This is a genomic window from Marivita sp. (assembly GCF_051251565.1).
In the GTDB taxonomy this organism is placed as follows: domain Bacteria; phylum Pseudomonadota; class Alphaproteobacteria; order Rhodobacterales; family Rhodobacteraceae; genus Marivita.
The window spans coordinates 56,149-68,334 of sequence record NZ_JBPOFB010000008.1; the positions used below are offsets into that span (position 1 = coordinate 56,149).

General features: G+C 58.5%; 9 protein-coding genes. All 9 read right to left on the reverse strand.

All coding sequences use genetic code 11. The features are described 5' to 3' along the window. Positions 1-3: 3 nt before the first annotated feature. Positions 4-2,361: a DUF3772 domain-containing protein gene (locus ACSHXH_RS12215; protein ID WP_435672077.1), complete on the reverse strand. Its 2,358-nt coding sequence runs from the start codon at positions 2,359-2,361 to the stop codon at positions 4-6. Beyond that, a complete protein-coding gene (locus ACSHXH_RS12220; RefSeq protein ID WP_435672078.1) occupies positions 2,358-3,392 on the reverse strand; it encodes a cysteine synthase A in 1,035 nt (344 codons plus the stop codon). The genes ACSHXH_RS12215 and ACSHXH_RS12220 overlap by 4 nt, the downstream gene beginning before the upstream one ends. Before the next feature lie 53 nt (positions 3,393-3,445). Beyond that, positions 3,446-4,585 (reverse strand): NUDIX domain-containing protein, encoded by a 1,140-nt coding sequence (locus ACSHXH_RS12225; RefSeq protein ID WP_435672079.1) that lies wholly within the window; start codon positions 4,583-4,585, stop codon positions 3,446-3,448. Between the two features lie 6 nt (positions 4,586-4,591). Continuing rightward, positions 4,592-5,032, reverse strand: coding sequence for a TrgA family protein (locus ACSHXH_RS12230; protein WP_435672080.1), 441 nt, complete (start codon positions 5,030-5,032; stop codon positions 4,592-4,594). Position 5,033: 1 nt separating this feature from the next. Continuing rightward, entirely contained in the window at positions 5,034-6,242 is a 1,209-nt protein-coding gene (locus tag ACSHXH_RS12235) for a class I SAM-dependent methyltransferase (RefSeq protein ID WP_435672081.1), read from the reverse strand. 165 nt (positions 6,243-6,407) lie between these two features. After that, complete coding sequence (locus ACSHXH_RS12240) at positions 6,408-7,823, reverse strand: cryptochrome/photolyase family protein (RefSeq protein WP_435672082.1); 1,416 nt, start codon at positions 7,821-7,823, stop codon at positions 6,408-6,410. 126 nt (positions 7,824-7,949) lie between these two features. Further along, on the reverse strand, positions 7,950-9,149 hold the full coding sequence (locus tag ACSHXH_RS12245; RefSeq protein WP_435672083.1) for an aminotransferase class V-fold PLP-dependent enzyme: 1,200 nt from the start codon (positions 9,147-9,149) through the stop codon (positions 7,950-7,952). Between the two features lie 125 nt (positions 9,150-9,274). Continuing rightward, on the reverse strand, positions 9,275-10,969 hold the full coding sequence (locus ACSHXH_RS12250) for a BCCT family transporter (RefSeq protein WP_435672084.1): 1,695 nt from the start codon (positions 10,967-10,969) through the stop codon (positions 9,275-9,277). 180 nt (positions 10,970-11,149) lie between these two features. Then, entirely contained in the window at positions 11,150-12,142 is a 993-nt protein-coding gene (acuI, locus tag ACSHXH_RS12255) for an acryloyl-CoA reductase (protein WP_435672085.1), read from the reverse strand. Between the last annotated feature and the right edge of the window lie 44 nt (positions 12,143-12,186).

The following is a 12,186-nucleotide window of genomic DNA, read 5'->3' on the forward strand; positions in this document are numbered from 1 at the left end:
CGGTCACGATGTTGGCTCCTCTGGCTCTGACACGGGCACCGGCGTTGCGGGCGCGCGGTGCAACGCTTCGGGATTGCGCAGCCAGATGTCACGCTGTGCAAACGGAATCTCGATCCCTTCGCGTGCGAAGGCTTCGGCGATCTGATGGTTCACCTCGTTTCGTACCATCAAAATTTTGGTCACGTCCCGCAGAACCATCCGCACATCGAAATCAAGGGAATCCGCACCAAACCCTCTGAAAAGAACAAAGGGTTCGGGGTTCATCAGGACCATATCGTGATTGCGGGCGATTTTATAGAGCACCTCTTCGACCTTGCGGGTGTCGGTGCCATAGGCCACGCCAACATCCACAATCAAACGGCCCAGCACATTGCCCCGGGTGTAGTTGGTCACCGAGTTGGACACGAGGTCCGCGTTCGGCACGATCACGTCGGTCCGGTCAAAGGTCTCGATCCGGGTGGAGCGCACGGAGATATCGCGCACGGTGCCTTGCTGGCCATTGACCTCGATCCAGTCCCCTTCGGAGATGGGACGTTCGATCAGCAAGATGATCCCGGACACAAAGTTCTGCACGATGTTCTGAAGACCGAAACCGATACCAACCGACAACGCACCGGCAACAAAGGCCAATGCTGTCAGGTCGATCCCAGCTGCGGTGATAGCAATGATGACCGACAGGAAAATCCCAAGATAGCCGATGCCCGACACGATGGCCGTCTGCCCCCCCTTGTCGAGCCGCGTCTTGGGAAGAACCGACCCGCGCAGCCCGCCCTGCAAAAGCCGCGTGATCACGTAGCCGATCATGAAGACCGCTGCGAAGGTCAGGAAATCGGTGGGCGATATCCGGGTGTCTCCAAAGGAAAGCCCCGCCTGAAAGCGCGCCCAAAGCTCTGTCAGGTCGGCCACCCGCGCGCCCCAGATCAGGGCAAGCAACGGCAAGGCCCCAATCATCAAGAGACTTCCCGACACCACCGGCAGCAAGCTCTGACTCTCGTCAAGCTCGGTTCCCGTCACAAGGTGGTAGGTGTCGCGGATCAGGCGTTGCACGATCAGAAGTAGCGCGAACAGGCCGAACGTCGTGATCGTCGGGAAGATCATGGCCTCGGCCAGATTGAAGTACCCAACGGCTGACAAGAGCGGCCCGACCACGCCCACAGCCATCGCAGCCTGACCGATCACCCGCGCCAGACGTGACGCAAAGGCAAGGTTCGCTGGTTCGTCCTCGTGAGCCAACCCAGCGTTTTGCGGGCCAGCTTGGCGCAGGATTTGCCCCAGACGAAAGAGAATGAGTCCGCACAAAACGTGAATGACAAAGCCCACCACCGCTTCGACGGAAGAGTCCCATGCGTCCATTTCAACAAGCACGGTCAGAAACGCATTGAGCGCGAGGAACCAGGACAGCACATTTACGTAATAGCGCGCCTCGGTGCGATGTTTTTGCGGTAAGGAAACCGTCGCCACATCATCGTCGGATGAAAACGTCTCGGTCGCCAACCAGCGCGAGAACAGGACAACCAACACCATCATTGGCAGAGCCACGAGAATGGATTGGCTGCGATCACTCAGAGCATCGCCCACGTTGATGGCTGCAAACAGGATGAAAGCGCCAAAAACGGGAACCGCCACCCGCAGCAAGCCAAGAAGGACGCTCCAGACACCGGTGCCGCGACGAGTCTTCGCGCGCAACCAAATGCCAAGCCGATCAATCAATCCGGGTGCCCGAAAGACAAGACCCAAAGCCAGCGCGACGAGAAACAAGGATACCGGTAGATCTTCCCAAAACGTCTCGCGCACATCTGGGTCGGTCCAACCTGCGCGGAACTCGTCACCAATTTCCCGAAACGGAACAAGCATTTGCGCGATGGCCGGCCCCCAAAGCCGGGGGTCCAGAGGGTTGGCATTCCGCTGAAGCAGCCGTTCAGTTTCGCGCGACCGGATGGTTTCGTCGATGGTTGTGATCAACGCATCCGCACGGCTATACGCCTCTTCAGCCCGAAACAGGGGGGCCTGCAAGCGGGTGATCTGTTCTTGTATTTCCACTCTGCGCTGAGCAATCTCGGCGGGTTCTGACCCATCTTCAGGAGGGGCACCCAATGCATCCAATTGCGCTTGAAGCGTGGCAAGCCGGGGATCAGCTGCGTTTTGCTGCAACAGCAGCCGGTCGCGGAAGCCCGCGATCTCGGAGCGCAGATCTTCAAGCCGTTCGGTTGTCGTGATCTCGGACGCGACAACCCGTTCGGCGGATTGTGCAACACTGTTCCAAACGTCATAGTCAACGCTTCCTGTCTGTGCCCAAACCGATCCAGCGGTCAGGAACAGAAACACACACGCGACGCGCAGCGCTGTTAAAATCCGTCTCATGCGCCCTCAAAAACCGTCGGAATATCCAGCGGTGCCTTGTCCATCCAATCCGGCACGGGCAACCCCTTTTCGCGCAGGAAGGTCGGATTGAACAATTTGGACTGATAGCGCGTGCCGTAGTCACACAGGATCGTTACGATGGTGTGGCCCGGCCCAAGATCCTTGGCCATGCGCATGGCACCGGCGATGTTGATGCCCGACGATCCGCCCAGGCACAGGCCTTCATCCGCCAAAAGATCAAACACGATGGGCAGCGCTTCTTCATCGGGGATCTGGTAGGCGTGATCAGGCGTGAACCCCTCAAGATTCGCCGTTATCCGCCCCTGCCCGATGCCTTCGGTGATCGACCCGCCTTCGGACTTGAATTCGCCGCTGGTGTAATAGGAATACAGCGCAGCACCCATTGGATCAGCCAGACCGATCTTCACGCCCTTGGGCTGCAACACTTCGGCCACGCCGGCCAATGTGCCGCCTGAGCCGACAGCACAGATAAAGCCATCAACCTTGCCATCGGTCTGTTCCCAAACCTCAGGCCCGGTGGTTTCGATATGCGCCTGACGGTTGGCGATGTTGTCGAACTGGTTGGCCCAGATCACACCCTCGTTGCTGCGCCGCGCCATGTCTTCGGCCAAACGCCCGGAATAGCGCACATAATTGTTCGGGTTCTTGTAGGGCGCCGCGGGCACCTCAACCAGTTCAGCCCCGGCAAGGCGCAGCATGTCTTTCTTTTCCTGACTTTGGGTTTCGGGGATCACGATCACCGTCTTGAATCCCATCGACGCCCCAACCAGCGCAAGACCGATGCCGGTGTTGCCAGCCGTGCCTTCGACAATCGTGCCGCCGGGCTTGAGCAACCCCTTGGCCATCGCATCCTTGATGATGAAAAGCGCTGCCCGGTCCTTGACCGATTGGCCGGGGTTCATGAACTCCGCCTTGCCCAAAATGGTGCACCCCGTCAGCTCGCTGGCTTTGCGCAGCTTGATCAAAGGTGTGTTGCCGACCGCATCGGCCAATTCGCCTGCAAAACGCATGGTGCCCCCGTCAGAAATGTTCCCCTTGGGTGTAGGCCCGCAGGCACCGGAACTCAAGCAGAGGTGCTGCGCAATCGCCCGCGCTCTGCAGCCAGCCAATAGAGCATCATGATCAATGGACCCGCATTGATTTCGCCGCTTTGCACCAACGCCATTGCGTCCTCAAACGGCATCACATGACTGCGAATATCTTCGTGCTCAGACGCAAGCCCGCTTGTTGACATGGTGAATTCAGAAAGGTCCGCAACACCAAGAAAACAATGAAAGAATTCGGTCGAATACCCCGGAGACGCGTAGACCTGCACCATTGGCTCCAACGGCCCAAGGGTGATCCCTGCTTCCTCTTCGGCTTCGCGGCGCGCGGTGTCGGCAGGGTCTTCACCCGCATCGACGAGCCCGGCAATGGGTTCAAACACCCACGGGTTCGGATCATCCCGCCACAACGGCCCAAAGCGCAGTTGTTCGATCAGCAAGACGTGATCCGTACTTGGATCATACGGCAGCACCAGCGCCGCATCAAAAGCCAGAAACGCTTCGCGCTGGACAGTTGGGCTGCGGGTGCCATCAAACCGCTGGTGGTCAAACCGGAAATCCGCCAGCTCAAAAAACCCGCGATACCCCTCACCGCGCGCGTGGACTGTCACGTCCCCTTCGTTCGGAGACCGCCGCCTTTGTGCAGGGCCTTCTGTTCCGCGCGCTGTTATGCGCGACCAATGGCGCGCCATCAGAAATGGGCGCAAGGACGCGGCCGTCTCGGCGTCATAGCGGGCGCGGCGGGCCATCACATCGCGCGCTGCACCCACAGCCATTTCGCCCCAGACCCGCACCCAATCGGCCAGCACCCAATCCGCCCCGCGCGTCTGATCGGCAGACATTGGATAGAAACACACCGCTTTTGTCGCCTGCCCGCCTGCCTTGACGGTCACTTCGCTCAGGTGATAGGAAAATGCGCCTTCGTAATAGGTTAGGCGTGACTCCTCGTCCTCTGTGACATCCAGCAACAAAACGCCCTGTGCGTCAAAGCCGCTGGATTTCTCGATCATTGGGAAGGATTGATCCTTGACCCAAGACACCCGGTGATCCGGCAAGGATGCGATTTTCAGGCGTGCGTGCAAATCACCTGAGGACAAACCAAGCACCGCCTCCAACAGCGGCGCGTGACACAGCGTTCCATAGAAGAAAAGCGCGGACAAACCGGCTTATTTCCATTGGCGCGCGGCGTATTCCGAAAAATACCCGGTGAGCAGCGCACCGATCAGGAAAGTGGCGATCATCATCGGGTTCATCAGAATTCCACCATACTGAATCCCGATTTCAAAGATCGCAGAAAATGCTTCGACCGGACCGTCGAAGCGACGCTTCATCGCCTGTTGAAACATCTCAAGGCAGGCATGCAAGAACACGGACCAAAAGATCAATGCTGCCACGCCGGTCAACCCATTTGCAATCGCGTCCCGCGTGCCACGTCCGGCCCGCGTGCCAACAATGATCCATCCCACGAACCCGCCAACGATCGCGTTGAATTCAGAGAACCGCCCGAAATTCGTGATCTCCGGCAAAAGCGTTTTGACAAGCTCCGACGCCAAATATCCGAGAGCGGCCAAACACAGGGCAGCAACAGCTTTGGCGGCGGTGGGCATGCTAGCTTGGTCTCGTTATTGTGATCTGGGTCACATCGCAGTTTCCGCTATGGAAGGTCGCCGCGCAAGAGGTGAGATAGAAATTCCACATTCTGCGGAAACGGTCATCAAACCCAAGGCCAGCCACGCTGTCCCATTTGTCATTGAACGTCTCGTGCCAGCGCCGGAGCGTCTGGCTGTAGCTTTCGCCAAATTCGATGGATTGCGCGACCTTGAGACCAGCAGCTTCGATTTCTTGACGCAACACGCCGGGACTGGGCAGCATGCCACCCGGAAAGATGTATTTCTGAATAAAATCAACACCACGGTTGTAAATCTCCCAGCGGGATTCTTCGACGGTGATGATCTGCAAAGTCGCATGTTTGCCCGGCTTGAGGCAGTTTTTCACTGATTTGAAATAGGTTGGCCAGTATTTTTGACCCACGGCTTCGAACATCTCGATCGACGCGATGCCGTCATATTGGCCCGTCTCGTCGCGGTAATCCTGCAACTTGAAAGTCACACGATCCGACAATCCGGCCTTGGCAATCCGGTCCACGGCGTATTTGTACTGCTCTTCGCTGATGGTCAGCCCCGTGACCCGAAGCCCGCGTTCCTTTGCAGCGTATTCTGCAAAACCACCCCAGCCACAGCCGATTTCAAGCACATGGTCACCCGGAACTGCGCCCATCTGGTCCACCATGCTTTTGTATTTCGCAATCTGCGCGTTTTCGGTGCTTTCCTGTCCTGACTCGAACAAGGCCGAGGAATAGGTCATCGTGTCGTCAAGCCAAAGCGCGTAAAACTCGTTCCCGAGATCGTAGTGATAGCTGATGTTCTTCTTCGCCTGACGCTTGGAATTGGATTGCATCCAGAACCGCATTTGTTCGTACCAGCGCACCAATTTCATGCCGGGAAAGCTGTCGTAGACATCGTTATTTTCGCCGTGCACGAAATCCATGAACGCCTGAAGGTCCGGCGTGCTCCACCAACCTTCGAGATAGGCATCGCTGAACCCAAGATCGCCGTCGCGGATCAACCGCGCAAATAGGTCTGTGTTGTGCACATGCACCTCGGCCACCGCCCCCGGCTCTGTTCCTTCAGCCCGGAAATGACGTCCGTCAGGGAGAACAAAATCAACCCGTCCTTTCCGTAACTTATCTGCCATCGTAAAGACCTGCGCAAAGTAACGCGGAAGATCAGGTTGGTTTTCGGTCGATGTCAGGATCATGCAGGTTTTCCGCTGTCTAAGTTTGGTGACACTACCCAGACCCGTGTCAGGCAGGCAAGTGTTACCCCAAGGTAGTCCCACCCCGCCAAAGGCAAGGCAAGATTGACGTTAAGGTGCGGAATTCGTTCATTTTGCCGCCGTGCCACAATGGACACGGCCAACGCGTTAGAACGTCCTGTTCTGATAGGCGTCCAAGGCGCGTTTGCGGCCCTCATCGGGCTGCACAATTGGGTCAGGATAGCTGTCTTTCGCGTCCATCGACCAGCTGCGCGGGATCGCATCGAAATAGGCAAGCGCGTCTTTGTGCGGGCTGCCATATTCCTCTGCGAGCCAACGGCTGACATAGCCGCGGCCCTTGTCGAACTTATCCAGCTGCGACACCGGGTTGAACACGCGGAAATAGGGCGTCGCATCCGGGCCAGAGCCCGCCGACCATTGCCACCCCATCGCGTTCGAGGCCGGATCCCAGTCGATCAAGCAGTCCTCAAACCACTTTTGCCCAATCCTCCAGTGGCACATCAAATGCTTGGTCAGATAGCTGGCCACGATCATCCGCCCACGATTGTGCATGCGCCCTGTGACATACATCTCGCGCATGGCCGCGTCGACAAAACGTATGCCCGTGCGTCCCTGCATCCATGCCATCACCTCGGTGCTGCGGTCATCCTCGTTCCACGGAAAGGCCGACCAGCCTTCGCGCCAATTGTCAGTCAGAATGCGGGGCGTATGCCACATGAGGTGGTAGGCAAATTCGCGCCAGACCAATTCCTTGAGAAACGTCTCCGCCCCCGCCTTGCCGTCTTGCAGTGCGCGTTGCCCCGCGTGCCAGCATTGGGCCGGGCTGATCTCACCCAGAGCAAGGTTCTCTGACAAGTTCGACGTGCCATCCGTACCCGGCAGATCGCGTGTGCGGTCATACTCGGCCACCTTGGACGCCAGAAAGACCCCCAGCCGCGACTGAGCCGCCTGTTCACCCAACTGCACAAACGGGCGCACCACAGCGGCACCCCGGTTCATCGCCGCCCCCAGTTTCCAGTCGGACAGGGCTTCACTCTTTGGCCAAACGTCCGGTGCCGGCAGAGACGACGGCGCAGACAAAGGCGCTTGGACCAAGCGTTCGCGCACCGATTTCCAGAACGGCGTGTAGACCTTGTAAAACTCACCTTGCTTGGTTTCAACACTCCACGGCTCAAACATCAGATGGCCGGCAAAGCTGTCCGCGACCACGCCCGCGTCTTTCAACGCGGCCTTCACATCCTTGTCCCGCGCGACAGACTCCGGGTCATAGGCGCGCTGCCAGAAAACAGCACCAGCTCCCGTTTCGCGCACCAGCGCCGGGATCACCTCGCGCGCATCACCAGCGCGCAGGATCAAACGGCTGCCCTTGTCAGCCAGCGCATCCGCATACTGCTCAAGCCCCAGACCGTACCGCCATTTCGGCGCAGCGCCCAGACCATCAACCAAACCGTCCCGCACAAAGACCGGGATCACAGGACCACCGCGTTTCACCGCCGCATCCAATGCAGCGTGATCGCTGAGCCGTAAATCCCTGCGTATCCAGACCAATGTTGGATCTGCCATGCCCTCACCCCTTTACATGCGTGTTGACCCGCGACCTAAGCGCAAAGCGTCAAAGGTCAAACAGCGGGTCTGTCTTCTCTGGTTCCAAAATATCCCGGGGGTTTGGGGGCTGGCCCCCAATCCGCCCTAAAGCACCGCGTCCAACGCTTCGATCACCTTGGTCACTTCGGCCTCTGAGGTGTAATGTACAAAACTCAGGCGCAGCACGCCCTTGTCCATATCCACCCCCATCGCCTCAAGCGCACGCACCGCGTAAAAGTCGCCACCGCCGCACATCACACCCCGCGCTGCCAGCTCTGCCGCGACCGCCTCACCGGACCGGTTCAGGGCAAGCGCCACAGTGGGCGCGCGCACCGTCGCATCTGACGGCCCAATAAGGCGCACCGAATTGCGGTCCTTCACCGCATCCAGCAAGGGCTGCAACAGCCGCACCTCGTGATCACGCATCAGGTCGTGCACGCCCTGCGCCCCGACCCCGTGCTGCGCCCCGAGCGCGTCCATGTAATCGGCCATACCCGCACAGGCCGCAACCTGCGCATGGTCCGGCCCCGCCGGGGTGAACCGCTTGTAAAGCGTGCCCGCGTTGAAATAATGCCCTTGGTTCGGCAACAGATTTCCCAAGGTCCGGCGCATCACCATGATGCCTTGATGCGGACCATAGGTTTTATAGCTGGAAAACAAGTAGATATCCGGCCCCATGTCGCCCACATTGGCAAAACCGTGCGGCGCATAGCTGACCCCGTCCACGCAAACAAAAGCACCGGCGGCATGGCACAGCGCAGTGATCTCAAGAACCGGGTTGATGTCGCCCACCACGTTGGAACAATGCGGAAAACAGACCAGCCGGACATGTTCGTCCAGCAGGTTTTCCAGATCGTCGGTATCAAGATGGCCGGTCTCTGGGTCAACGCACCATTCGCGCACCTCGATCCCCGCATCCGCCAGCCGCCGCCACGGGCCGGTATTGGCCTCGTGGTCCTGATTGGTAACGATGATCGCGTCACCGGGCGTCATGAATTGCCGAAATGCCTGCGCCAACACATATGTGTTCTGTGTCGTCGATGGCCCAAAGCTCAGCTCATCCGTCTCGACCCCAAGCAGCGCCGCCAACCGCGTGCGCGCCTCGTCCATCTCTGCACCACCCAACCGGGACGCCTCATAGGGCGCATAGGGCTGAACCTTGCGTTCGGTGTAAAACCGCGTCAGCCGGTCGATCACTTGGGTGCAGGTATACGACCCGCCCGCATTTTCGAAAAACGCCTGCCCCTGCAAAGACGGCTGCGAAAACGCAGGAAACTGCGCACGAACGAAATCGATATCAAGCATGGTGATCCTCTGACTGTATAACACCACATGACCGCGCAGGATGAGGGCGGTCAAGCGGATGTCCAAAACGACAGCGCCCCGACCAATCACTTGGCCGGAGCGCGTCTTGCCTTATGTGCCTCAGATCACTCTGCCGGGTTGCTCGCCGCGTGTGCCTCGGCCTGCGCCGATGTCGCCACGATGCCCTGCTTTTCCCGGCGACTGTCGCGCCAGATCGCCTTGAGCACGGAAACACCCATCAACGCCATAACCACCGAAAACGGCAGCGCGCCAATGACCATTGCCGTTTGAATCGCACTCAGGCCACCGGCCATGATCAGACCCCCAACAACCAGCGCCAGCGCCGCACCCCAAAAGAGGATGTGAGGCCGCGCTTTCGGGCCTTCATCCCCAGCAGCATTGATCGTGTTGATGATCAAAACAGCCGAATCCGCCGAGGTCACCAGATAGGTGAGCAGCAAGATCACGACGATCACCGACATGATCCAGGCAAGGTTTTCCGACAGCATGAACGCTAGCATCGCAAAAAGCTGATCCGACTGGCCCGCGCCGACGATTGCGCCGTTTGCGCCGCCGTTCAGTTCAAGGTCAATCGCTGTACCGCCCACGATGGCAAACCAGACAAAGCACATGAACGCCGGGATGACGATGGCCCCCAACACGTATTCCCGGACCGTCCGGCCCTTGGAAATCCGCGCCAGAAACACGCCGACGAACGGCGCAAACGCAATCCACCACGCCCAGTAGAAAATGGTCCAGCCGCCCTGCCAGCCAGACAGGCTTGACGCGACAGAACCTTCAACACCGTCACTGTTCCAGACCGTCAGGATGTTGCCGGGGATCGAGAGCAGGTAATCCCAAATGCCCAGAACCAAAGCCTGCAAACCAAAGAAGGTCGAGCCAAAGATCAGGAAGAAGGCGAGTATGAAAAAGCTGAGTCCCATATTGATGTTGGACAACCATTTGATGCCCTTCCCGACACCCGAAAGCGCCGACAGCGTGGACGCCCCCATGATGATGGCAAGGGCAACGATGATCGCCATGCCGGACATTTTCTGTCCGCCGTCCTCGGTTGCCACGTAAAGCCAATCACCAAAGCCAATCCGTGACAGGCCCGAGACAAACTGCTCAACCCCAAAGCCGAGGGTTTGCGCAACCCCCAGAACGGTCGCCACAACCGCCACCACATCAACGACATGACCGGTTGTGCCGGACAGAGATTTGCCAAAGATCGGAACCAATGCCGACCGAATGGTCAATGGAAGGTCCCGTCGATACGAGAAATACGCAAGCGACAGCCCGACAATCGCATAGGCCGCCCATGCGGCAAGGCCCCAATGGGTAAACGACCAGACATAGGCTTGCCGCACGTTGTCCGCGCTGCTGCCTTCGGTCAATCCCTGGATCGTGCTCGGGTTTGTGGCCCAGTGATAAAGCGGTTCAGCCGTGGCAAAGGTCAACATGCCAATGCCGATCCCAGCCCCGAACATCATCGAAAACCAAGAGAAATTTGAAAATTCCGGCACATCGTCATGATGCCCAAGCTTCAACCGCCCGGATGCCGGAAGGACCGCCAAGATCAGGCACACCCCCACGAAAAACGCCATCACATAGACGTACCAGTAATTGAAGGTCGCAAGGATCACGCTGTTGATGTTCGACAGAACCGATCCGGCCTGCGACGGGAACGCAACCGCCCAGAGGATCAACGCGCCAACCAGCATTTTGCCTGTGATCGTGACGAGTTTTGCAAACCCTTTATAAAATCCTTCATCCGCCGTTTTTATCGGCAAATCCATCAGGGGTGGTTTCAATGCCATTATGTGTCCCTCTCAATTTATTGACTATCAAGACAGGCACCGTAACACGAATTGGTCATAAAGGTCACGAGGTCGCACCGAAGAAAAGAATAATTACCTTTATTTTCAGTTATTTATCAATAAATTAAAGGGCTGAGGCAGCCAATCCGCCTCAGCCTTTGGTATGGAAAAACCGTGTGATCAGCCCGCGGACACGTCCACGACAACGCGTCCCTTGACCTGACCCTTGAGGATATCCGCCCCCAATCTCGGCAAATCCGCCAAGGTTGCGGGTGTCACCATCGCATCGAGCTTGTCCATTGGCAGATCCTTGGCAATGCGCTGCCAGGCCCGGACACGGTTGTCATAAGGTTGCATCACGCTGTCGATCCCGAGCAGGTTCACACCGCGCAACAGGAACGGGATCACCGTCGCGGGCAGGTTTGCTCCACCGGCCAGACCTACCGCCGCAACGGATGCGCCATATTGCATCTGCCCCAAAAGCCGGGCCAGCATCGCGCCGCCCACCGCATCGACACAGCCGCCCCATGTTTCGCCTTCCAACGGGCGCTTGACGGTCTCGTTGATCTCGTCGCGTGCCACGATCTGGGTCGCACCCAGCGATGTCAGATACTCTGCCTGCTCGGGGCGCCCCGTGACAGCAGCCACCTGATGGCCAAGATTGCCAAGGATCGCGGTTGCAACCGATCCAACACCGCCCGCAGCCCCGGTCACCAGAACAGGACCATCCTTGATTCCGTGATCTTCAAGCGCCATCACAGCAAGCATCGCGGTAAAGCCCGCCGTGCCCACAGCCATCGCCTGACGCGTGTCCAGACCCGCGGGCAGCGGCACAAGCCAATCCGCCTTGACGCGCGCTTTCTGGCCGTACCCGCCCCAATGCGCCTCGCCAACGCGCCAACCGGTCAGCACCACTTTGTCGCCAGGTTTGTAGCGCGCATCGTCGGATGCCTCGACCGTTCCGGCAAAATCGATGCCCGGCACATGCGGATAGTTTCGCACCAAACCGCCACCCGGCCCGATGCACAGACCGTCTTTGTAATTTACGGTCGAATATTCAACCGCAACCGTCACTTCACCTGCGGGCAGATCCGCCAGTTCCAGCGTTTCTACGGCCGCGGATGTCTTGCCGGTCTCTTCGTCCTTGCGGACCACCAATGCGTGAAATCCCATCGATCGTCTCCTTTTCCTGTCGGTTTACAACTTCTCTGGTTCAA

Coding starts and splice junctions, on each gene's coding strand:
- ACSHXH_RS12215 (WP_435672077.1), bottom strand. CDS start 2,361: ATGAGACGGATTTTAACAGCGCTGCGCGTCGCGTGTGTGTTTCTGTTC.
- ACSHXH_RS12220 (WP_435672078.1), bottom strand. CDS start 3,392: ATGCGTTTTGCAGGCGAATTGGCCGATGCGGTCGGCAACACACCTTTG.
- ACSHXH_RS12250 (WP_435672084.1), bottom strand. CDS start 10,969: ATGGCATTGAAACCACCCCTGATGGATTTGCCGATAAAAACGGCGGAT.
- acuI (WP_435672085.1), bottom strand. CDS start 12,142: ATGGGATTTCACGCATTGGTGGTCCGCAAGGACGAAGAGACCGGCAAG.
- ACSHXH_RS12240 (WP_435672082.1), bottom strand. CDS start 7,823: ATGGCAGATCCAACATTGGTCTGGATACGCAGGGATTTACGGCTCAGC.
- ACSHXH_RS12245 (WP_435672083.1), bottom strand. CDS start 9,149: ATGCTTGATATCGATTTCGTTCGTGCGCAGTTTCCTGCGTTTTCGCAG.
- ACSHXH_RS12230 (WP_435672080.1), bottom strand. CDS start 5,032: ATGCCCACCGCCGCCAAAGCTGTTGCTGCCCTGTGTTTGGCCGCTCTC.
- ACSHXH_RS12235 (WP_435672081.1), bottom strand. CDS start 6,242: ATGATCCTGACATCGACCGAAAACCAACCTGATCTTCCGCGTTACTTT.